We start from the raw sequence: 24,097 nt of genomic DNA on the forward strand, positions 1-24,097 counted from the left end.
TAGTGTGTTCTTTAATATTTGTTATTGCGATGTAACGCATCGCACTGGGGAACATCCTAGCAACATATGCAAATAAAAAGAAATGAAAAAAACTAGATAATAGGTCTAACTATGCAAAAAAATGTAAATACTAAAAAATAACACTTAAACTTGTTCAAAACACATACAATTAAGGATTTTAATTTCAACCCCAAACTAAATTAACACTTTATTTACAATGGGTTTATCACGCTTTCTTGTACTTTTACGGGTAACCAACAACAAATGGTAGTACCTGTTCCTAAAGTACTGCTAACTTCTATTTTTCCGCCGTGATCTTGCAAAATAAAGTTAACAACGGTCATTCCTATTCCTAATGAGTGGGCTGTTTTATGTGTAGTAAAAAAAGGCTTAAAAAGGTGCGCTTGGGTATTTTCATCCATTCCACAACCGTTATCTTTCACTTTTATACATACCCCCTCATTTTGCTGCGTTACGCTTAGTTCAATAATGGTGCCTTTTTCTAATTCATGTTCGCACGCTTGTTGAGCATTTAATAACAGCTCAACAAAAATTTGATGAATAGACGACAGCTCCCCCCAAATTAGCGGCACTTGCTCAAAATTAGTTTTTATTTCGCAGTATTTTAGTTGCCCTTGCAACACGCCTAAAGCAGAGCCTGCAACCTCGCTTGCATCTAAATATTGCTTGTTATGGGTACTAGTAAATTGGCTAAGGTTTAATAAATTATGCACGGTTTGCTTTATGCGCTTTAAACCATCTAGGCTTTCGCTCAACTGCGAGTAAATTTCGTGTCCATTCCATGCCAGTTCGTATTGTTTTTTTAGATCAACCAACACGTTTTTAAATTGCCCTGCATTTAATTGGCCGGTTAAAAACTGCTCGTTATAATGAAGAGATTTTGATAAAAGAGGGCTAACATATTGCAAGCTTTCTATATTACTAATTACATACGAAAGCGGGTTATTTATTTCATGCGCAATACTGCAAGACAAAACACCCACACTTGCCATTTTGTCGGCCTGAACAAACATTTGCTGATACAAAGACAGCTCAGCAACGTTTTTGGTTAGTTCGCCATTTAACACAACTAACAATTGGCTTTTATCGGCAAGCAGTTGCTCTGCGGCTATACGCTTTTGCTGCTCATCTAAAAAGGCTTGTTTGTAGTCGTCGGTTAAAGTGCTCATCCTATTCGCTCCATAAATACGCATCCATGTATAACGTTTAGTTTGCCATACGTAATTATGCAAACTAGGGGCAATTTTTAGGCTATGCTTATTATTTTAAAAGGTAGCACTATGACCAAACCAGCAGACGCTGCACATTCAATCACTGCCGTAGATGTACTTTGTGTTGATGACGACGAAATTGTTCTGCGCTCACTAACCTCCTTATTAAAAAATAATAACTTTAGTTTTATGACCTGCAAAAGCCCAGTGCAAGCGCTTGAGCTTTTAAACAGCCACGAATTTAGCTTAATTATTAGCGACATGAAAATGCCCACCTTGAATGGTGCGCAATTTTTAGAGCAAGCCCGTAACAAAGCTCCCGAAACACAACGTATTTTATTAACCGGTTACGCCGAAATAGAAACCACCCTAGCAGCTGTTAATCTGGCACAAATTAACGGCTACATACAAAAGCCATGGCAAAACGATATGCTTTTGCGCAGTATTAATGACAGCATCGAAAAATTTCAGCTAAAAAAACAAAACAAGCAACTCGAGCTGCAAGTAAAACAGCAAAACAAAGAACTTCTCGAATTAAATAACTCATTAGAGCAACGAGTAGAAAAGCGTACAAAGCAAATTAAGCAGGTACTTAAACAACTAGAAGATGCCAACGAGCGCGAAAAACACGAACACAAAGCCACCGTAGAGCTACTTTATAATTTTATAAACGCCAACCCATACTTAGATGGCAACAAAGCGCAAAAAATTGCCGACACCTGCACCCAAATAGCACTGTACTTAAACCTCTCGCAAAAAAGTATAGATTTAGCCCCCATGGCGGGTTACTTAGCGCAAATAGGTTTACTTGCTATGGACCCAGAGCTCTATAAAAAGCCAGTGAGTCGGCTAAGCGAGCAACAGCGCAAAGCCTTTTATACACACCCAAGCACAGCACAATTAATGCTTATGCCTGCTATACATTTACATGATGTATCTGATGCAATTTATCATCAATATGAGCGCTTTAACGGCAACGGTTTACCAAAAGGATTAGCAGCAAACGACATTCCTATTGGCGCTATGGTGCTTAGCGTTGCTCGCGATTATTGGAACGCATTTGAACAAAGCCAAGGCCCTACAGACAAAGAGCGCCACAGCGATGCACTCGAAAGCGTTAAAATGTACAGTGGCACTTTTTACCACCCTAAAATTGTGCGCGCACTCGAGGCAAGCCATAGCAAATTAAATGAGCAACTTAATAATGCGGGCTCTATCATTATATGCAGCGCTCAAGAGCTAAAAGCCAATATGATTTTAGGTCATACGTTACACAGCCACAGCGGTATTATGTTGTTACCTAAAGGCCATGTGTTTGGCAAAAAATCCATCGAAAAACTACAGCAACTAGAAGCCAAAAAACCGACCCCATTTAGAATAATGGTAAAAAGCGCTAAATGAGTGATCTAAACTGTGGCTTTTTTCGTTACAATTACCGTAAATAAGCTAAACTAATTCAAACAGGTACCTGTTAATCTGGGTATAAATTTTAAACTGTTTAATACCAATCCGCTTAATTAAGTAATTTATTTTGAGGATGGAAAAACGTGTTGATAGCTAGGCAAAAAATTCGCTATTTAGTTGTTCTAAATGAGAGTTTTTTAACGCTGGTAGCGACACGTTTAGTCCCGCAAAATGATCAAGTATTATTGCGAATTGGTATCACATTGCTTTAAGGAGCACAGCGTGTCGCGATTTTCTGCAGTCACTGACAATCCCCACGACGGACGTTTTAATCAAAAAACGGGCATTTTACTTACCAACTTAGGCAGTCCAGACGCGCCCACCCCTGCGGCACTGCGTACCTACTTACGTGAATTTTTATCCGATCCGCGCATTGTAGAAATTCCACGTTTAGTGTGGATGATAATACTGCACGGTATAATTTTGCGTATTCGCCCTAAGCGCTCAGCAAAACTATACGAAAGCATTTGGACCGAAAACGGCTCGCCGCTAACGCATATTACCCGCTTGCAACGTGACAAACTAAGCGCACTACTCCAAGAGCAAGGTTATACCAATACCGAAGTTGTTATGGCCATGCGTTACGGCAATCCTTCAATAGAGGCGGGCCTGGAAGCGCTGCGCGATAAAGGCCTAACGCGCATAATTGTACTACCGCTTTACCCGCAATATTCAAGCCCTACCACCGGCTCAACATTTGATGCCGTATCAAGAGTATTGCAAAAATGGCGCTGGGTGCCAGAGCTACACTTTGTAAATGGTTATCACAAAAACACCGCTTACATTGATTCATTAGCTAGCAGCATTAGTGAAGATTTAGAAAAAAACGGTATGCCACAAAAATTAGTTTTTTCATACCACGGTATGCCAAAGCTATTTTTAGATAGAGGCGATCCTTACCACTGCCTATGTTTGCAAACCACGCGTTTAGTGGTTGAAAAACTAGGCCTTGATAAAGATAAAGTAATTAGCACTTTTCAAAGCCGCTTTGGTAAAGCCGAATGGTTAAAGCCATACACCGACGCCACGCTTGCATCGTTACCTGATGAAAACATTACCGACGTAGCAATTTTAAGCCCTGCTTTTAGCGCCGATTGCTTAGAAACACTCGAAGAGCTTGAAGAAGAAAACCGCGAAATTTTTGAAAACGCAGGCGGCGAAAAGTACCGTTATATTGCAGCCTTAAACGACAGAGACGATCACATTAACGCTTTATATGATGTGCTAAAACCAATGCTTTAAACGCATCTTAACGTAAAAAAGCGGTGTTAAATTTAACACCGCTTTTTTAGTTGTAAGGTAAGCATTTATTAAATGTCATAGCTACTATTTTGCGCGAGCAAGCTTCGCGCCTACAACTTTCACTTCTCGTTTACTCCTCATTCTCTTCTCTTTGTGCATTTGTTGTATTAAAGATCAATAAATCACAAAGAGGTTTAGAGACGCTTCGCTTTTAGAGAAGTAACTTGCATCGCGCGCGAGCAAGCTTCGCGCCTACAAGCTTCACTTCTCATTTACTCCTCATTCCCTTCTCTTTGTGCATTTTTGTATTAAAGATCAATAAACCACAAAGAGGTTAAGAGACGCTTCGCTTTTAGAGAAGTAACTTGCATCGCGCGCGAGCAAGCTTCGCGTCTACAACTTTCACTTCTCATTTAATCCTCTTTCCCTTCTCTTTGTGCATTTTTGTATTAAAGATCAATAAATCACAAAGAGGTTAAGAGGCGCTTCGCTTTTAGAGAAGCAACTAATGTCTCGCGCGAGCAAGCTTCGCGCCTACCAACAAAATTAACACCGAGATCAATTACCTTGTAAACGCGCAGCTTGCTGGCGTTTTAAAAGCAACGCTTTTACCTGTTAAACCTATTCGTTAACGCTTTTCTTTAACTTTTACGGGTGATCATCAACGTACAAACGCCTGCAATTATTCCCCAAAAAGCAGAGCCCACCGAGAGCATGGTTAAATCAGACGCGGTTACCAAAAACGTAACTATTGCAGCCTCTGTGTATTGGGCTGAGCTTAAAGCTTGTTGCAAGCTATTAGCAATGGTGCCAAACAACGCAATACCCGCTAAGGCTAAAATTAATGCCTGCGGTAAACTTGCCACTAAACCAACAAGCGTTGCCGCGCAAAGTGCCATAACAATATAAAATACGCCTGCGGCAATACTTGCCCAATAGCGTTTATCGGGATTTTTATCGGCCTCGTCGCTCATACAAATAGCAGCGGTAATAGCGGCTAAATTAATAGAGTACGTACCAAACGGCGCAGTTAAAATATTAATAATACCAGTTACGTTAAGCGTAGCCGAGATAGGCGCTTTATAATTATGAGCCTTTAGTACAGCAATACCCGGTAAGTTTTGAGAGGTCATGGTCACTATATAAAGCGGTAAGCCAATACTTATACACGCTTGCAAGTTAAACACCGGCGCTATGTATGCAAACTCACTTATTTTCCAATGAATAGCGCCAGTATCAATATGCCCCATTTGCCACGCCAGTAGCACGCCTGCAACTAAAACGCTAAGCATGGCAAAACGCGCAAAAAATCGTTTTCCTAAAAAATACATAAGCACCATTAGGCCTATAACCAGTGGTAGCTCATTCATAAAATTAAATACATCTATACCAAAGGTGACCAATACGCCTGCCAGCATGGCACAGGCAAGTTCGCTCGGTATGCGGTTCATTATTTTTTCAAACCAACCGGTAACCCCCGACACAAAAACCAATGTAGCAGCAAACATAAATGCACCAATGGCTTCGCCTAAATGGTAGCCCTGCGCGCTGGAAATAAGTAAAGCCGCCCCAGTGGTAGACCATGCAATTAAAACGGGCACTTTATAATAATACGACAACCCAATAGTGGTTATGCCCATTACCAGCCCTAGCATTAAAAGCCAGCTTGCGACTAAATCGGGCGTGCCGCCAAGGGTTATAACAACTTGATAAATAAGCGCAATAGAACTTGAAAAACCAATAATAACAGCCACCAACCCTGCGGTTGCTCGATTAAGCAGCTGATCGGAAAACGTCATAAAATCCCTCTTAATTTTAGATTTTTAAGCCCACAACATACGTTGCCTATTTACGCTTTGCAATTAGCGTTTACGCTATTAAGCGTGAAAAATATTCATTATTTTAAAATTTTTTTTACCTATAAAGATCACACCTTTCATTGCCAAATTAAAAACAAAAACAATTATTCGCTTACGCTTACACCCCGCTAAAACTCTATAAAAACCCATCCTTTTTAGCCCAATAAATCAAACCCATTATAGGTAAATTGTTTATTTACAATCATTTACAATGCAAATAATTAGCACTTTTATACTACTTACACTAACTTGATCTAATTATCTAGATGATATAAAACGTAACAATTAGTTAACCAAAAACCCCGTAAGAGAAACAAATGAAACGCGCTATTTTAATAATTGTTGCCCTTGGTCTATCTGCATTTGCTATTTATAAGCTGCTATTTAATACCGAAAAACCTCAGCAGGTAACGGCGCCTGTTTCAGTGGATATAGTGCCCGTTGACTCTCAATTTGCAGCAAATAAAAAAGCACCACAGCCCATTGATATGAGTAAAGATCCCGTTAACGTAAAACCTATAACCATTGAGGCACCAGCGCAAAGCAACCAGTTTGAAGCTATAAACAAGGTATCTGCAAAAGCTAAAGAGGTACTTACCAACGCCAACGTACTACCAAGCGATTTAAACAACGAAGCCTACATAGAGTTCGACCTAAATACGTTACAAACCCTTGAAGCTGGCGACTCGTTTGATATTTCAATCCCGCAAACCGCCGAAACCTACAGCGCCGAAATCACCTCGTTATCAGAGGCGAGTAATGGCGATAAAAGCATATTTGGTCAAGTTATTGGTGCCAATGGGCAACTACACACCACGGTCATGACCGTAGGAAACGATGCAATTTATGGGCAATTTACCGCACCAAGCGGCAATTACGTTTTTGAAAGTAAAGGTAAATATGGCTGGATTGCAGCAAAACGCGACTTGTACCAAAACCACATAGAGCATCACGTAGATGCGCCCACACCAAAAACAGATAAAACCATAGATATGTTTGCCCCAAAAAAAACTGAACAACCCAACACGCAGTAACCCAACTAAATCAATCAGCAGTAAAACTTCCAACCACTACATAAGTAAGGAAATATAAAAATGAAAAAACTAATCACGACGGCAGCCATTGCCAGCGCGCTATTTGCAACCAGTGCAGCACAGGCAGTAACGATTGATATTGGTATTTTATATACCGACCAATCGGCCGCAGCTACGAGCAATATAAACACTAAAATAAACCAGCTGATCGCCTTTAGTAACCAGGTTTATAGCCAAAATGGGGTAGACATTACACTGCGTTTAGCGGGCACAGAAAACCTAGGCGATTACGCAATTACACCGTCTGAAGATTGGTTAGATGCAGTAACTAACAGCAGCTATGTAGATGGTTTACGCACTAGCTGGAAAGCCGACATGGTTGCCGTACTTGGTACCGGCCAAAGTGCGGGTAATGGTTTAATCTCGTGTGGTTTAGCTTGGGTTGGCCAAGGCACTAACGGTAATTTATATAGCTCAATGAGCGACCGTATGTACTCTATTACTGCTATTGACTGTGGTGCCACTACGTTTGTACACGAACTTGGTCATAACCAAGGCCTGGCGCACTCACGTAAACAAGGCGATACATCGGGCGGCGTATATGTAGATGGAATGGGCCACGGCGTACAAAACGAATTTGCCAGCATTATGGCCTACCCGCACGTTTACGGTAGCGCAACGCAGTACGATTACTTCTCTAACCCTAATTGGAGCGTAAATGGCTTGGCTTTTGGTGTAACTAACCAAGCGTATGCTATTCGTACGGTTACCGACACTAAAACAAGCATTGCTAACTTTAAGTAAGTGATTTAAAGCAGGCTGTATTTAGCCCACTTATAATTATTTCCCTTTAGAGCGCATTTGCGCTCTTTTTTATTTGGCTTAAGGTTTGTTGATCTTTCAAGGTTAAGTCACTAAAAGCCTAAAAGTGCGCAGCTAATTAATGCACTACTATTTTTTGTTTTATAGCAGGCATTAACGTTTTACCGTCACCATCTACTTTACTTAAAAGCTTAAGCCCCATTACTTTGGCAAGTACCGGGTAAATATCAAGATTATTTACCTTTTCAAGGCTTAGCCCTTGTTTAAAAGCAGGCCCTACAGCAATTAACGTAGCCGCCATATCATCGGTATAGGCATAGCCATGAGTACCTAAATACATTGCTTTGCCTTCGTTAGTAAATACCGCAGGCGCATTAGTTTGCACAACAATATCGCCCACACGAGTGCCTTTATTGTAGTGATATGCCGCTAATTGCTCGTCGTTTAATACCGTATAACGCCCGTTTGCTGCTTGTTGCAAACGTTGTTTGTAAGTTGTAATTTGCTCGCTTGTTACAGCAGGCTTTGCATAAATAAGTAACCGCGGGCCGGTATTTTTAACTATAAAATTATCGTTTTTAGGCAATGTAGAAACATCAATACTTTGCTCTGGGTTTACAGGCGCCATACCGTGATCGGATACAATAACAAGGTTAATCTCTTGCTCTAGCTTGCTCAAACGGGTTTGTAATTGGCCCATTAGTTCATCTAATTGTTTTACCGCATCGCGAGTTTGCGATGCGTCTGGGCCAAACTCGTGGCCCATGCTATCAACAAGTGAAAAATAACTTGCCACAAAACGTGGGCGCTGCGCTTTAGGTAAGCTTAGCCACTGTATTATTTGATCAACACGGCCTTGGTACTCACTGTATTTAGAATAATGAAAGTAATAGTCGGGCGTCATACCATTAAAGCGCGCATCCGACTCTGGCCAAAAATAAGTAGCCGATTTTAGCCCCTGCATTTTTGCTAAATTCCAAAGTGGAATACCATTTACCCACGTGCTATCGCGCATGCCTTTACCCATGCTGTAGCACTCGTTTTTACGGGCTTTATCACAAAAGTTATTATCTACAATGCCATGATTTACCGGCAGCAACCCTGTAATAATAGAAATATGATTAGGAAACGTTTTTGTTGGGTAAACAGGCATTAGTTTTTGCGCGCGTACACCTTTAGCAGCCATTGCTTTTAAATTAGGCGCGCCGTGTTTTTCTATATAATCCCAACGCATGCCATCTATTGATATAAGTACAACGGTTTGCTCTTTTGCCGCATATGCCGCTTGGCTGGTTAACACTAAAAGAGCCAACATCATCGCCTTTAAAAATACATACTTCATTACAAATACTCACCTACATTAAAATGCGTTAAATACTGAAAAATATAGCTTTATAATACAATTGCCAGGCCTTAAATGATACAAGCACCTGTACCTAACTCGTCTAGATGTATATATTAACTAGTAAGTATTTAAAACGAATGACAACGTGCATTTACTTTGCCAGTCGTCACCACTAAGCAAGGACTCCGATGACTATCGACTTTAGTAAAAAAATAACCCCAGCGCGCATGTATCGCACGACTGCAAATTTACAAATGGCGATGGAAAGCGATCGCGGTCGCATAATTAACAGTGCAGCTATTCGTAGGTTGCAGCAAAAAACCCAGGTTTTTCCGCTAGAGCGAAACGCTGCGGTGCGCTCGCGCTTAACTCACTCACTAGAAGTACAGCAGGTTGGTCGTTTTATAGTACAGCGCATTTTTGCAAATTTAAGCTTTGAGCAACAAACCGAGTTTGGCTTAAAAGGGCTAGAGCGCCCACTAGAAAGCCTAGTAGAAATGGCCTGCCTAATGCACGATATAGGCAACCCACCCTTTGGACATTTTGGCGAAGCTGCCATAAACCACTGGTTTAATAATAATTTAGCAAGTGTTACACCAACGCGCTGCCAAGAGCAAAATACCGGCATAGGGGTTATTTTTAAGCACTTAGCGCACGATATTTGTAATTTTGAAGGCAACGCCCAAGGCATACGCATAATTCATTCGCTACTAGGGTTAAACTTAACTTATTGCCAAAGCGCGGGCATTTTAAAGTACACCCGCCCCGCGGGATTAAACCCAAAAGACATACCGCAAAATAAAAACTACTTAATGAAAAAAGTAGGTTACTACTACAGCGAAAAAACCTTTGTAGAGGCACTGCAAAACGAGCTGGTTATAGAGCCATACTGCCGCCATCCGGCAAGTTATATTATGGAAGCCGCCGACGATATATCCTATTGCTTAGCCGACATAGAAGACGCCGTAGAAAAAGACATAATAACCACCGAGCTACTTTGTCAGCAGCTAAAAAGTGAATATAAAAAAGCCCTTATAAACCTAACCATTGACGACACCGAACACCTAAATTTTGTAGATAAAGCGGTAGATTACGCACTAGAGCGCGCCAACGCGCAACCTTACAACTTTAATAGCGAATTTTTTATTTACCTACGCGTGGCCTTGCTTCACCCGCTTGTAAACCACGCCGCCAAGCGTTTTATAGAGCACATTGAGACTATTTACCACGGCGACTTTAACCAAGCACTATTAGAAGATAACAGCCACTTACATGCCGTTACTAAAACCCTTAAACAAGTGGCGCTTAAGCATGTGTTTTCTCACAAAGAGGTAGAAAAACTCGAACTACAAGGCTATCGCATAATTAACGGCCTGCTCGATTGTTATAAACCACTGCTACAACTTAACAGCGACGATTTTAAACGCGCATTAAATGGCGACTCACGTTTATTAATCGAATCGCGTTTGGTTAAAAAGCTCTCTAAAAAGCACTTAAATAGTTATCAGCACGCCATAGATGCCATGCAAGAAGAGCCCGATCACTTTGCCGCTTACGAGTTTTACTATCGCTGTAGGCTAATTCAAGATTACATAAGTGGCATGACCGACCAATTTGCCTACGACGAGTACCGCAGCTTAATGGTGATTGATTAACGAGGGCGTGCTGTTGGGTGGTTTTTACTTATCTCACTAGGTTACAAACCTCACGCCGCGATTTAATCGCCCTTAGATTGAACAAATTTTCAATCCACAAAGGTCAACACGCCCTTAGTGCCTAGATATATTTTAATTTTGCGCTTAAAATCAGACTATTGATACTTAAGCGCCGTGTTTTATGATTATTAGACTCTCTCAACTTATTTTTTGCTTTGCTTTATTTTACAGCAGCCAAAGTGCTGCCTATAACGAAGCCATGTGTATTTTAATTAAGCAAGAAATGCAGCAGTACAGTAATAATAAAGCCAGTGCCAAATACCGCAGCGCCGCACGCGATTTTAAAAGAAACTGTAATAAACCCAAGCAAGTACAAACAAAACCAAAACCAAAACCAGTAGAGCCGCCAGTAGTTGAAAAAGAGCCACAACCACTTGCCCTTACCCCCGAGCAAGAACAACAACTGCTTGAGCAAATAACTGCGGCCGAACAAGCTATAAAACAAAGCGCAAGTAAAGCAACTACAAGCTCTCAGCCTACAAATCAAATAAGCCAGCAAAGCTCAGAAACTAACGAGCCAGAGACTGCGCCAATTAATACAGGAAAGGATGCGCCAAGCACGCCTAAGGGTGAACTTGCACCTAATAGCAGCGAGTTAACACCTACAACTAACCAAGCGCAGCCGGTGGCCACTGAAACCGCCCCTAAAGCAGCGCCTAAAAAAGAGCAGCCACCGGTTAATACAACGCCCAAACCCGCACCTGTACTTATACCTGCGCCAGTTGCAGAGCCACCAAGTTCATTATTGTTACCAAGTTTGCTACTGCTTATTGTGGTATTAATTGGCGCCATGGTGGTTATACGTTTACGCCGCGCTAAACAAAATAAGCCCAAGCCGCCTGTTGCTCCAACGGCTACAGCCCCAACTAAAGCGATGACTAAAAACAACAAAAGCGCAGAGCAAACAGCACCACCCAAAACGGCTCCAGCCCCAAGTGATGAACTTTCAAAACCAGTTGTGCCCCCAATTTCGGCCTCGAGCGAGCCAGAGCCTGCAAGCTCTAATGCACCAATAAACGAGACAATTAACGAGCCACTGCCTGCCGATACGCAAGCCACAGAGGCTGAGCCAGAACAAGCTAAACCAGAAGAAGATGCACCAGCACCTGAACCTAAAAAAGTAGCGCCAGAGCCAAACACCGCAGAGTTTGAAGCTGCCGCAAAAAATACATTAGCGCGTATTCAAAATGCAAAAGGCTTTGCAGAGCCCGAGGTAAGAGAGTTTAACCCAGACGCTCCTTCGGTTAAGCGCACGCGTAAGCACAAAGCCGTCGCAGTAGAACAGCCAAAAGCAGAGCCCGTTGAAGAAGTAAAACCACAAGAGTCTACTCTTATAAACGAACCGGCTGCGCCTAGTAACCCTATCAATGAGCCCAATACCAGCGCGCAGCTGCATACAGCCGATAAAAACAGTGAGCTTGATCAAACCACGTTAAATAGCGAACACGACTTTAAAGAGCCCGAAATTCGTACCTACAATCCAGATGCGCCTTTAAAACCAAGTAAAGAGCCTGCACAAGCTACAGTTTCAGCAAAACCAAATAACGAACCCACTTTAGATACACCAATATCAACAGCTCACCAACCACAGCCAGCTCAAGAAAAGCCAGCGCAACCAGAGGCCGATAGTACGCCCAAGCAAAGTGATTCTAGCAACCCATTTGCAAACCTTTCGCTAGATGAAAGCTGGGACCCAAATTCAGATAAAAAGCCCGTGATTGAGGAAAAAAAGAAAACGCCTAAATCACAAGCCTTAATAGAGGCAGAAGAGCGCGCTAAAAACATGCAAACAAAAGAATAGCCGAACAAATAAGCTTGATATTATTGCTCTATACAAATAATTTTTAACGCAGTAAGTACGCTATTTAAAGATAAAATTGCTATTACTCAATTACCAGCACAAAAAAGCGGGCACAAGGCCGCTTTGTCGTTTAAAAATATAGAATTGTATTAATGCGCTAAATTAAGCGAGCTATTTTAAGTATGGATTTAAGACTGAGAAAACGTTTTATTGCTACAAAAATGCGTTGTTTAGTTGTTATAACTAACTAGTTGAAAATTCCTGTACTTTTAGCATCTTTGTATTTTTAACACGGCTAGCGCCAAGTTTGGCCGCTCAAAATAATTAACTATTATTACGCTTAGTATTATTCGGGGGGCATGTTTTTAATATTTAAATCGTATTGTAAAATACCATCGTTATTAACCGCTACACCCGCTAATTGCACAGAGTGATTAGCAAACTCTTCAGACGCCGACAAATGCGCTAACACGCCAGCTATATCCTCGTGTTTAGGTTGCCCGTCGGTTGCCACAATACCTGCATTACAATCGTTTTGCTTACACTCAAAGCTGTATAAAAATAGCGACTTTTCAGCAAAGCTGCTTTGCACTTTATCTAAAAACACTTGCTCTGACTGTGCTAAATCAAGCGTACTTTGAATTTGAGCAGCGCTTTCTAGCTCAGAGTATTCACCAACCTCTTGGGGAGTAATCACTATTTGCTCGGTAAGTGCAGTACCTTCTTTATTAGTTACATCGTGGCTACTTTGCATTGCTTGTATATCTACCACCAGAGGTTGAGCAGGCTGCACAGCCGTGGTGTTAGTTATTGAGTTGGGTAGATTATTTTGAGCCAAGGCGGTCAAATCGTTTTTAAACACGTACAAAGTTGCAGCAGTGATAGCGCATGCAATGAGTAATTTGTTCATAATACTTCCCTCCTTCAACCAATTTACGCAATACAATTAAGTGAAATGCTTTTTAAGTGTAGCCAATGTTAATATTATGTTTTGTTTGGGTGTGTACTGTCAATCTTTAATACTAGACAGTGCAAATTAAAAGAACAATTTTATCAATGTTAATATTTAATGAACCACTGGTAAGCTCAGCGCGCCACACTATAATGCTGGCAATAGCTACACGCTCATTTTGCAACCAAGCAGCACGTTATTTATTTGTAACAAACTGTAAAAAGCAACTCTTTTTATGACCACACCTCAACCAAAAAGTTTGCGGGTATTGTTACTAAAACTTAAATAAAATTACCCAAAGTAAATAACCGCATGATTAAAACCACACACAACAGCTTAAATTTTCTAAAAGAGGCAAAGATTACATAAAGAAAAGCACTAACATGAAGGCGCGAAACTTGCTCGCACAAAATGACATGAGCGTACCTCGCGTTTGGTATGAAATTTTTCGCGGCATATAAAGCCGCTGCTACTAGTTAATTGCACCACAAAGGGCACAGAGGCGCTTCGCCTACACGGAGAAAACACAGGAATAAGTAAGTCACTTCTCCTGCTCTTCTCGGTGGTGACATAATCACTTTTGAACAGAACCAATGCGCGTCTACCACTAAATTAAAATACTGTTTTGTAGAGCGAATTCTTACTTATGTGATCATTTATTAAATCACTTATGCTCTAGCTCTAAAAGCGCAGCGTCTCTTAACCTCTTTGTGAATAATTGGCTTAACTTGTTTTTCACCACCGAGGGCACAGAGGCGCTTAGCGCTACACAGAGAAAATACGGGGGTTAATTGGTCACTTATCACTGGTGACATAATCACTTTTGAACAGAACCAATGCGCGCCTACAAAGTTAAATTTTAAGCTGACGTGGATGTGTGGTGCGTAGGCGCGATTTTATATCGCGCTTGTAGATACAAGACGTTGAGCTTGCTCACGTTAGAAACGCAGCTTCTCATTACTTAAAAAATTAACACCGTAAAAGCCCTGCTTTTAAACGAAAGCAATGCGCGTCTACAAGGTTACACCAAGCTTTGCTGTTAGCACTCGATGTAGGCGCGAAGCTTGCTCGCGCTCTGTATTTTTAGTTCCTTATATCGCGTTGGCGATGGCAACCAAGGGGCGAATACCGCCGTACGCCCCATGAAGCGCCCCGTGCATTTTGCATTTTCCTCAAAGCCGAAATAGATATGAACGTAACCGCCGCTTATTCGCCGTCCATGGCGAGGTCACGGCTTTAATTGCATTGCCTAAAGGGATTTAGGGACTTGGAATTTGTCGGGAACAAAACTCCGCCATGCAATCAATTACTCATCAATTAAGTCCTTTCGGGCAAAATGACGGGGGAATTGTTTTGGCATTAGCCTTTAAGTTTGTTGTTGGTATTACCATTATGTATATTAAAGTTAACTTTACGTTTTACCTTGGCCAGTAAGTTACCTAACTTATTTAGCTCGATTAACCGTCATCTCAAAGCTTTATGATGCTACCCAAAAATAACGAACACAGTAAACAGCGGCTTAAAATTTTAATCAGCAATTACTTAAGTTTAAGCAAACCGGCCGCTATCAAGCTTACTTTTATGCGTTAGATAATGGCGTTTATCAGCCCACAAATAAAGCCCAGGCCGACTAATCTGGCGCGGGTTTAGAGCTACGAGCTAGGTTTTAGCAAAAGCCCACTGCCTTTTCATTTCTTCTTTATAGTTCATAAAATCGCCAACCAGTAAATGACCAATTAATCAGTCATTAACTATCTAATGAATACTTAAATAATCTTTAACTTATATGAGGGATCACGTTTTCTAAGCGCTTTATGTCAATATCACTGATATTAGCAAAACGTTTAAAGTGCGTTGGCCACTGGCGAGTATAGCTTTCAACCTCTGCAATTATTTTTGTTGCTTGAGCCTTGTTGAGGCCAAAGCGTTTGGCTTGTGACAATAAATTATCGATACTAGCATATCGGCCATCATCACCAAGCCCTATGCCATGCTGCTTTGAGTTATTAATAGGGGTGATATCATAAGCGGGGCTCATACGCCACGTTTGCCCAGCAAAGTGATACAAAAATGCATGATTTCGGCTGTGATCATCGGTATTACCAATAAACACGTTAAATACCATTCGCTTGTAGAGCTCTGTAGCATCAGCAGCGAACTCACCTGTGTGGTGGCGAATAAATTCTGCCAGTTCACCGTAGCTATAGTATGTTGCTAAGTCGCTTATCGCGACTTTTGGTTTTTGTAATAAGCTATTGGCGCTTAAAAAGTGATGAGTTGGTAAGTCATCGCTTACATCAAAACGTTCAACTAACAGAACATCGCCATTTTCTGTTTCATGAATATGGGTATTTGCAGTGCGAATCCCCAATTCATTAGCCATACACATAGCGCCATGCTCAGCCCTAGCTAAATTAAACAAATCGTCTTGACGATTAAATTTTGCTAAATAAAGCTTATCATCAATTTTCACAGAGGTTTTAGGTCTTGCTCCCCCCATGCTTTGGCCAAATTCAAAGGCTTTTTTTGCTTCTTGTGAAATCGCTTTATTGGCGAGCAAATCGTCCTTTGCTTGATCTAACAAGGCTAAATCGGCTAATGTATTTTTATTCGCTTTATGTTTTGATGCGCTGCGCGACAAACTAAATATCAAGGCGCCAACACCATACCCAGACCCTGCGAGTAAAAATTCTAGCTCATTCTTTGGCTTGGTATTATGTAACGACAGTATAAGCTTACGCCCCCACGAATCAGCTCCCGCATCACTTAGCACCCCAAACACACCTTTATTGGCAGAATAACTAACTATGCCAGACTGTAATGGTAAATGCAGCGGATCGAGCGCAAACGCATCAGAGCGCGCAAGGTAACTTTTACCATAATTAAACTCACCTCGGCCAGTTTGTGTATTTAACTTAAAAAAACCACAAATTATGGGGCTGTCTTCTAAACCGTCAATAAATACATAAGCTTCAGAAGTCATCGTTAATCACCTGAGTTTTATTGCTTTTACGCTGTCTTGCATTATAACCGCCCACATCTGCGGCTAGCTCGTTAATTTCATCCAGCAATGAGCCTTGCAATTGAAGAACAACAAGGGCTTCAAACAATATATCGCTTTTTACTACCTCTCCTTGTTCAAGCTTTTGTACCGTGGAGCGAGATACACCAATCATCTTAGCGAACGTGCTCTGGGTATAAAGTAAAGTACGATGCTGACGAATTAAATCACCCAAGCGACGCGCCAGCTTTAATGCTTGTTCAGATCTCATAAATGACTACCTAATCGGTCATTAATAAACTAATGATTAGTTTAGCGGTATTTAATATGATTGCAATATTATTTAAATAGAGACGTAATGAGCTTCGAGCAGCGGCATTCAAGTTTACCGTAGGCGCCAAGCTTGCTCACGTTAGAAGCGTAGCTTCTCATTACTTATAAATTATCACCGTAAAGCCCAGCTTTTGAACGCCAACAAGTTGCGCGTCTACAAGGTGAATTTTACACTGGCGTGGATGTGGTGTTTAGGCGCGATTTTATATCGCGCTTCTAACGTGAGCTTGCTCACGTTAGAAGCGCAGCTTCTCATAACTTAATAAATTAACAGCGTAAAAGCAGGGCGAGTAAAAAAACCTTCAACAGTATTTTTATTAGGTACTTCAGTGATATGATTTAAACATATATGACAGAAAGGATGTCGCATGATTTTAAAAGATAAATCTCTATCAACTTCCAATTACGCTAAGATCAAAGCGGGTCAAAAACAAGAGCTAGACGTAGCATTTTACTTACGCCGCGCATTTAAAGACCACTCTCAAGTATTTGTGTTTAACGATGTAAAGTTTAAACACAACGGCGAGACCGCACAGATAGACCACCTTGTTGTTTACACCTACGGATTTATTCTTATTGAATCAAAAAGTATTACCGGTGAAGTTGCAATAAACCAACATCAAGAGTGGAGTCGCAGTTACCGTGGGCAATGGCAAGGCATGCCGTCACCAATCAAACAAGTTGAGCTACAATTGGCATTACTAAAAAGTTTAGTAAGAGACAATGCTCCTCAACTCCTGCCAAAAATGTTTGGTAAAATACAACAAAATTTTGGTGGCCGTGAATGGCATAGCATCTGTGCAATATCGAGTAATGCCATAATTAATCGAGATAATACACCAAAAACGCTTGAGGAGCGTCTCGTTAAGTCTGAGTTTATAGCTGATAAACTTTTAGACATAATGAAGCTACCTGCCTCAACACCAAATGCTCTGCACTTTTTTTCGACCAATACTCGTCCTTGGTTTAGTGAAGAAAGCCTAGCTAGGATCTGTGAGTTTCTTTTAGAGCAAAATATATCGCCTAACTTACAAGAGCCTTCATATGTGTCTGCGTATATAAGCGAGTCAAAATCTGTTTACGATGAGGCTTTAATAACATCTGAGCAAACCATTACTACACAAGTAAAACCTAAAGAAGCTCTAATCAAAGATATAATATTAACGTGTAAGCAATGTAAAAGTTCGATCAACTTACAGCCTCTTTCTGGACGTTATGGCTACTTTGTAAAATGCGGCAATTGCAGTGCAAATACGCCAATGAAAATGCCATGCCCTGAGTGCTCTAGTAGTAATACGAAAACAAGTAAACGTAGAGAAAGTTACTCTTTAGTATGCAAAGATTGTGAGATAAGTACGCCAATTAAGCTTTAACGTTTGTAGGTGCGATTCTACATCGCGCTTGCTCGTTAGTAACTGGCTTATAATCCTCAATCAGCGAAAAGGCCTATGTGCTGTATTGAGTTTCATACAATACTAGCAGCAAATTATCTTACACTTTCTTAGTGTAAAATAATTTTGTATTGACTACTTAATTAAAAATCATTAGCCTTTTTTAAACAGTTAAAAAGTAAGGATACTGATCATGGCTCTAGAAATTAGAATCTGCTTGGATGCAGTCACTGCAGAAGTAGTAAAATGCAAAACAGACAAAAAAGACGTTTTTTCAAATGACAACAGCCATATAAAAAATGAAGTAATAACTTCTGGTACACCATATATCTGGCGCAAAGAATATTCACAACTCTCAGATAACCCTACCTCAGAACAAAAAAATATACTCAGACAATTTTCGCTACTACCAGCTCAATCAAGAAGAAATATTGCAGGTATGTTACGTGATTTTGGGAGTGAAACCTTGCTTGCAATTTCTGACTTTCAAGCTCAAGTGATACCATTTTTAGAAAGTAACACACATGCTATTGTTGGTTCAGGTGCCACATCAATAGAAGCTCGCAGTTCAAAATTTGTTGATTTAGCGATTAAATATGAAGCATCTTTAAAAGACATTCGAGCCGCACATAAATCAGGTATGCCTAAATACCACATGGTTGCTTTAGAGCAAAAAGCACTTGCTATATTTAAAGACTTGCAAGTTAAATACCAAGCTGAATTACAGCGTTTTATGAATACTAACCGTGCAAGTCGAAGAGGTACTATTTGGTCTAACCCTGACCGTGGTGTTCATATAGCTAAAAGTGCCAGACATTCATCTAAACTTGATATAAATAGTACTGCTGAATTAAACAAAATAAAACGCCTCGAAAATAATGCTCGTTGGCTAGGTTATGGGATGATTGCCTTCGATGCTGTTGTGCGAGGAGTTTCTGTTTATAGTGATTATAAAAATGGTGGTGACTGGCATAGAAGTATATCAGCTGAAATGGCTGGTTTTGGGGCGTCAACAGCAGTAGGGATAGCAACTGGTGCTTTTATAACAACACATTTAGCCGCAAGTACACTTCTAATGTTAACGCCTTACGGATGGATTGTTGCTATTGGATTAGGCTTTGCAGCCGGATTTGCCATGAGTATTGGAACCAATACTTTAGTTAAAAAGGCGACTGAGAATATTTATGATCGCAAACCTATTCATACGGGTATTTTATAAATGGACCTAGCACCTATATTAACTTACTTGTTTTTAACGTTTCTTTTTAGCTTTTTTGTTTCATCTCTTTTGCTTTCAAGAATGACAATTAAATATATAAATATACAAATGGAAAAGGGTGGCGTGTATCCACCTAGTTGGGACCGAGGGATTGGGGCGAGTGCTTCATTTTATGTATTTGCAATGCTTTTTAGTAAGTATAGAATTAAGAACAAGTTATTTGATGCCCGCTTTGTAGCTAAACATGCGCGGCCTATTGATAGAGCAATAGCAGCAGCTCATTTTATTTCAGTGACAGGAATGATAGTTTGCCTCTGCATTATTACCTTATTTAAAAGCCTTTATTAAAGTAAAGCTAAACACTCACCATATAATAACAGTTGCTAGTATATTGACTTCATTAGAAAAGTTAGCATTATATAAAATGAGTGCTTTCGATGCTGATGTGCAAGGAGTTTCTGTTTATAGTGATTACAAAAATGGTAATAACTGGGATAGAAGTATATCAACCAAACTAGCTAATTTTGGGCGGCTACTGCAACTGGTTTTTATGTCGGAACGGTTACAACAACAGCTTTAAGTTCTTTACTTATGTTAACTCCATATGGGTGGGTCATTGCGTTAGGTGTAGGACTATATGTCGGTTTTGCTGCGAGTAATGAAATGAGCAAATTTATGAAACAAACCTCTAAAAACATATACGACAGAAAACCTATATTTGAAGGGGTATTTTAGATGCCCGCAGCTCATTTTGCGGGGTATTCTCTTATCATCTTTATGATAGGTACTTTTGCCTCTGGCATATTGTTTTCAAGAATTTCTGTTAAACATATTAATAAAAATATGGAAAAGGATGGTGTACTTCCCCCAAACTGGGATAAAGGTATTGGCGCTAGTGTTTCATTTTATGTATTTGCGATGTTTTTTGAACGCTCTCGTATACCAACTCCGATGTTTGATGGTCGTTTTGTAGCCAAATATGCACGTCCCGTTGATAAAACAATAGGCATGATCCACTTAATTTCAGTTACAGGGATGATGCTGTGTCTGTGTATTGTTTCTTATTTTTCAAAGTAGTCACGTATTCAGTTACACTCGCCTGACCCAAAAAGCGCAGCTTTTAAACGCCAACAAGTTGCGCGTCTCAAGGTTACTTCAAGATTTGCTGTTAGCACCCGATGTAGGCGCGAAGCTTGCTCGCGCGAAAAGCGGAGCTTTTGAAATACATTGGCGATGGCAACCAATGGGCGCACGATTTTCAAAGCTCACTCTGCTGCAAGTAATTCATCCCTGAAGCTGAGTTCCTGTCAGCATCCATGCCTCCACTTCCTCACGCTGCGAAACTTCGTTTCGGTCACTCATCACCCACGGCGCCCCGAACATTTTACAATTTACTCAAAACCTAAATTGATACGAACGTAAACGCCGTGTAAGGCACACCCATGCACTTGTGTTGCCTATAGGGATTTAGGTACTTGGAATTTGTCGGGAACAAAATTCCGCCATGCAAACAATTACTCATCAATTGAGTCTTTTCGGACAAAATGACGGGGAAATTGCCTTGGCAGCGACCTTTAAATTTGTTGTTAGTATTACCGTTATGTATATTTAATTTATACTGGATTTTAGCAAGTCAAATGGCTAATCAAGATCAAAAGAGAAAATGGCTTACAAGTAAAGAAGCCCTAAAACATCTAAAAATAACAGACTGCGAGTTAATGCATCGCCGCGAACGAGGCGAGCTTAAGTTTGAAAAGCGCGGTCGCGCGTACTTTTATTATTTTGATATCAAGGATGAATAAGTGATATTTCACGATTTACTACAAGACATGCAAGCCAAAGGGCAAAAAGTGTCTCCTCCTCAAAGCTTTCAAAAATACCTAAGTGCCAATAATTTAAAAGCAAATACTGCAGCATCAATATCGATAGATTCTATTAAGAAGCTACCAAAGCTTTTAAAAGAGCAAAATACAATGGTGCTGAGGCTTGGTTCTCGCTTAGGCGATAATCAAACTTATTTCTCTCTTGTAAAATCAAATGATGTAAACGATTTATTTTTCAATGACCAAGCGCTGTTTGGTCAATTACAACCAGAGCTATTTTTACCGAACGTATCAATAAGAAGTTTATTCGCATTTCAGCTCCTGCCAAAAGTAACCGAAACCTCCGTTGTTAATTTAGCTATAGCATCAGGGTTAATGGCTGAAGCACTTAACTTAAAAGATGATAAAACCATCGTTGTGCCTGCAACAGGGCAAAGTACATTCACATTTAACTTTAAACCACTCGCTAACGAAAGCCTTGTTCTTGAGCATATAAATGGGCAAGTTGAAATAGATGCTGTATTTGTTGCTAAGCGAGACGGTAAAGAACACTTATTTGTAATTGAGGCAAAACATGGCGATAAGCTTGATTCACTAGCAAAACACAAATTGCTTTACCCTAGTTTAAGCCTATTACAAAAGCTGCCCTCGTCTATGCCTATAGTCCCTGTTTACTTGAGAAGTATAAAAACAGAAAAAGGAATCGACTTCTATATTGCTGAGTGCCCTTGCATTGTAAATCAACAAGATGAGCTATATAGTTTGGATACATTGAGCCCCTGTAAAGTACAGGCATTACACTTAGCAAATTATTAACCTATGAACGCAGAGCAATTTAAGCAACTTGTAAAAAAAGTAAAAACAGCCAAAAAGCTACCTGACGCCATTTATTTTCATAAAGACGCGTTCACTGATGTACCCGCTGAATTAGTTAAATTTATTAAAGTTGTTGCCCAAGCACTCAAGGTTGATGAAGCCGATTACGATCTTATAAAACTATTTAAAAACGATTTTAGGCTTTCTCTTTTAAGTTACCCAACCTTTTATCAAGACTCTTATCCTGCGCTCAAGCAAAGCGTAACTGTAGATTTAGCAAAACTTAGTCATAAAATCACTAAATACGATAAAAGCGAAAACCCACCTATTTTGCACCGAAAAGAAACCATGGTTTCGCCAACTAATAAGCACTATCAATTATTTTGTGACTTAACTGCTGAGGGTGAACAAGCAGGGCTATACGAAAACACACGTATGATCGGCTTTAAAGGCTCGTGGGAACGTTTAATTACTAAAAAAGGATACGAGCTAGTTGATGGTCGTTTATTTCGCAGCTCTGCTGTACAAAGCCTTGATGACGATAAAACAATCGACAGACATTTAACGGCTATTGTACGACATGAACTTTCTGCCCCTTTAAAAACATTAGCTAAAAATGGCTTTTTAAATGGCGATTATTCAATATTTGATTACGGTTGTGGTCGAGGAGATGATTTAAGGGAGTTAGAGGCTCATGGAATAGATGCATTAGGTTGGGATCTTAATTATCGCCCTGATGCAGATAAAGTTATTTCTGACATTGTTAATATTGGTTTTGTAATTAATGTAATAGAAGACCGTGATGAGCGAATAGAAGCGCTACTAGGCGCATGGGAGCTTTCACAAAAGCTGCTAGTTGTGTCGGCAATGTTAGGTAACGAAACACTGATAAGTCAGTTTCAACCTTATAAAGATGGTGTAATAACTAGCCGTAATACTTTTCAAAAGTACTTTACGCAAGCAGAGCTTAAAGCGTTTATAGAAATGAGCGTTGACGAAAACGCGATTGCTGTTGCCCCTGGTATTTATTACATATTCAAGGATAAGCAACTTGAACAACACTTTTTACAAAACCGCCATAAACGTACTTATAAGTGGCAGCATCTCACAACACCAGAGCCTGTAAATGAAGAGCAAGCACGAATTTTATTTACTCAGCACCAGCAACTTTTTGAATCGTTTTGGCTCACATGTTTAACCCTTGGCCGCTGCCCAGCAAACAATGAGTTTGCGCAAAGTGACAAAATAAAAGAGATTATTGGCTCTAATAAAAAAGCACTGCAACTCGTTTTAAAATGGTTTGAAGAAGACGAGCTAAAAACAGCTGAAACAATGCGTAAAGAAGATTTACTCCTTTACTTTGCACTTGCCATGTTTGAAAAGCGTAAACCATATACGCAACAACCTGAAGACTTAAAGCGCGACATTAAAGCATTCTTCGACACTTACAAAATAGCGCAGCACCAAGCCACTGAGCTGCTTTTTCAAATAGCAGATAGTGCGCTAATCGAATCACTGTGCCTAGAAGCTGAGAAGATATTACCCGCAGGTAAAATCGACTTTGAAAATGAGCAGCCCCATGCACTAACACTGCATAAAGACTTTATCACCCTATTGCCGCTTGTACTGCGCGCGTATATTGGTGCAGCCCTACAAATGTATGGCGAGCTTGATGATATTCAGCTTATAAAAATACATATTCGTTCAGGTAAGGTAACACTGCTTGGTTATGAAGGATTCTATGATTCACCTCTTCCACAGCTAAAAGAACGCGTGAAAATAAAAATGGCAGATCAAGATGTAGACTTTTTTGATTACATAATTGAAGAAAAGCGGCCGCTCCTCCTCAATAAAATTGATTATATTGATGACACATTTGAAGATTATAAAAAACAAAAGGCGTTTAATAAACGCCTTTTGAGAGAACTGGACAAAGTAAATACTAAACATATTAGCACCAACTTTACCCTTCTTTTAATGACCTTAAAGAAAATTAATTTAACAATTAAAAATTATAGTCTTCAAGCAATTAATAGATAAGCAGCATT

The 24,097-nt window shown here is 40.2% G+C and carries 20 protein-coding genes; 14 read left to right on the forward strand and 6 right to left on the reverse strand.

The genetic code is table 11. The features are described from left to right. Positions 1-212 precede the first annotated feature (212 nt). Positions 213-1,190, reverse strand: coding sequence for an ATP-binding protein (locus EJ103_RS19505; protein WP_121638646.1), 978 nt, complete (start codon positions 1,188-1,190; stop codon positions 213-215). Positions 1,191-1,301: 111 nt separating this feature from the next. Here EJ103_RS19505 and EJ103_RS19510 point away from each other — a divergent pair, with 111 nt between their 5' ends. After that, the gene (locus EJ103_RS19510; RefSeq protein WP_126009537.1) at positions 1,302-2,633 is read left to right on the forward strand and encodes an HD domain-containing phosphohydrolase; all 1,332 of its coding nucleotides are present in this window, start codon (positions 1,302-1,304) and stop codon (positions 2,631-2,633) included. A gap of 285 nt (positions 2,634-2,918) precedes the next feature. Continuing rightward, complete coding sequence (hemH, locus tag EJ103_RS19515) at positions 2,919-3,938, forward strand: ferrochelatase (RefSeq protein ID WP_126009539.1); 1,020 nt, start codon at positions 2,919-2,921, stop codon at positions 3,936-3,938. A gap of 641 nt (positions 3,939-4,579) precedes the next feature. Here the strand turns inward: hemH and EJ103_RS19520 are convergent. Continuing rightward, entirely contained in the window at positions 4,580-5,737 is a 1,158-nt protein-coding gene (locus tag EJ103_RS19520; protein WP_126009541.1) for a benzoate/H(+) symporter BenE family transporter, read from the reverse strand. Positions 5,738-6,114: 377 nt separating this feature from the next. On the opposite strand from EJ103_RS19520, the gene EJ103_RS19525 reads away from it, so the two are divergent. Both EJ103_RS19525 and EJ103_RS19530 read left to right on the forward strand, forming a co-directional pair. Beyond that, positions 6,115-6,831, forward strand: coding sequence for a hypothetical protein (locus EJ103_RS19525; protein ID WP_126009543.1), 717 nt, complete (start codon positions 6,115-6,117; stop codon positions 6,829-6,831). Positions 6,832-6,891: 60 nt separating this feature from the next. After that, positions 6,892-7,635, forward strand: coding sequence for a zinc-dependent metalloprotease family protein (locus tag EJ103_RS19530; protein ID WP_004589607.1), 744 nt, complete (start codon positions 6,892-6,894; stop codon positions 7,633-7,635). A 136-nt stretch (positions 7,636-7,771) separates the two neighbouring features. On the opposite strand, the gene EJ103_RS19535 is transcribed toward EJ103_RS19530, so the two are convergent. Continuing rightward, complete coding sequence (locus tag EJ103_RS19535) at positions 7,772-8,995, reverse strand: ectonucleotide pyrophosphatase/phosphodiesterase (protein ID WP_126009545.1); 1,224 nt, start codon at positions 8,993-8,995, stop codon at positions 7,772-7,774. A gap of 191 nt (positions 8,996-9,186) precedes the next feature. On the opposite strand from EJ103_RS19535, the gene dgt reads away from it, so the two are divergent. Together dgt and EJ103_RS19545 are read left to right on the forward strand one after the other, a co-directional pair. Next, positions 9,187-10,653: a dGTPase gene (dgt, locus tag EJ103_RS19540; RefSeq protein ID WP_126009547.1), complete on the forward strand. Its 1,467-nt coding sequence runs from the start codon at positions 9,187-9,189 to the stop codon at positions 10,651-10,653. 181 nt (positions 10,654-10,834) lie between these two features. Next, positions 10,835-12,514, forward strand: coding sequence for a cell surface protein (locus EJ103_RS19545; RefSeq protein WP_126009549.1), 1,680 nt, complete (start codon positions 10,835-10,837; stop codon positions 12,512-12,514). 346 nt (positions 12,515-12,860) lie between these two features. Here EJ103_RS19545 and EJ103_RS19550 read toward each other — a convergent pair whose 3' ends face one another. The 3 genes from EJ103_RS19550 to EJ103_RS19565 all read right to left on the reverse strand — a co-directional run bounded on the left by EJ103_RS19550 (position 12,861) and on the right by EJ103_RS19565 (position 16,738). Then, the gene (locus EJ103_RS19550) at positions 12,861-13,424 is read right to left on the reverse strand and encodes a hypothetical protein (RefSeq protein WP_064385816.1); all 564 of its coding nucleotides are present in this window, start codon (positions 13,422-13,424) and stop codon (positions 12,861-12,863) included. Between the two features lie 1,819 nt (positions 13,425-15,243). Next, entirely contained in the window at positions 15,244-16,449 is a 1,206-nt protein-coding gene (locus EJ103_RS19560; protein ID WP_126009551.1) for a HipA domain-containing protein, read from the reverse strand. After that, a complete protein-coding gene (locus tag EJ103_RS19565; RefSeq protein ID WP_004589614.1) occupies positions 16,439-16,738 on the reverse strand; it encodes a helix-turn-helix transcriptional regulator in 300 nt (99 codons plus the stop codon). Before EJ103_RS19565 ends, EJ103_RS19560 begins: the two co-directional genes overlap by 11 nt. A gap of 430 nt (positions 16,739-17,168) precedes the next feature. Here EJ103_RS19565 and EJ103_RS19570 point away from each other — a divergent pair, with 430 nt between their 5' ends. The 8 genes from EJ103_RS19570 to EJ103_RS19595 all read left to right on the forward strand — a co-directional run bounded on the left by EJ103_RS19570 (position 17,169) and on the right by EJ103_RS19595 (position 24,089). After that, entirely contained in the window at positions 17,169-18,173 is a 1,005-nt protein-coding gene (locus EJ103_RS19570) for a nuclease-related domain-containing protein (RefSeq protein ID WP_126009553.1), read from the forward strand. 211 nt (positions 18,174-18,384) lie between these two features. Further along, positions 18,385-19,410, forward strand: coding sequence for a hypothetical protein (locus tag EJ103_RS19575; protein ID WP_126009555.1), 1,026 nt, complete (start codon positions 18,385-18,387; stop codon positions 19,408-19,410). After that, positions 19,411-19,758: a hypothetical protein gene (locus EJ103_RS19580; RefSeq protein WP_126009557.1), complete on the forward strand. Its 348-nt coding sequence runs from the start codon at positions 19,411-19,413 to the stop codon at positions 19,756-19,758. Positions 19,759-19,801: 43 nt separating this feature from the next. Next, the gene (locus EJ103_RS20190) at positions 19,802-19,990 is read left to right on the forward strand and encodes a hypothetical protein (protein ID WP_164521657.1); all 189 of its coding nucleotides are present in this window, start codon (positions 19,802-19,804) and stop codon (positions 19,988-19,990) included. A gap of 155 nt (positions 19,991-20,145) precedes the next feature. After that, positions 20,146-20,487 (forward strand): hypothetical protein, encoded by a 342-nt coding sequence (locus tag EJ103_RS19585; RefSeq protein WP_126009558.1) that lies wholly within the window; start codon positions 20,146-20,148, stop codon positions 20,485-20,487. Positions 20,488-21,047: 560 nt separating this feature from the next. After that, entirely contained in the window at positions 21,048-21,212 is a 165-nt protein-coding gene (locus EJ103_RS20195) for a hypothetical protein (RefSeq protein ID WP_164521658.1), read from the forward strand. Beyond that, positions 21,213-22,049, forward strand: a complete 837-nt coding sequence (locus tag EJ103_RS19590) for a hypothetical protein (RefSeq protein ID WP_126009560.1) — start codon at positions 21,213-21,215, stop codon at positions 22,047-22,049. Positions 22,050-22,052: 3 nt separating this feature from the next. Further along, positions 22,053-24,089 carry a DNA phosphorothioation-associated putative methyltransferase gene (locus tag EJ103_RS19595; RefSeq protein WP_126009562.1) on the forward strand — a complete coding sequence of 679 codons (2,037 nt, stop codon included), beginning with the start codon at positions 22,053-22,055 and terminating at the stop codon, positions 24,087-24,089. Positions 24,090-24,097 lie beyond the last annotated feature (8 nt).

It is taken from the genome of Pseudoalteromonas sp. Xi13, assembly GCF_003952205.1.
In the GTDB taxonomy this organism is placed as follows: Bacteria; Pseudomonadota; Gammaproteobacteria; order Enterobacterales; family Alteromonadaceae; genus Pseudoalteromonas; species Pseudoalteromonas atlantica.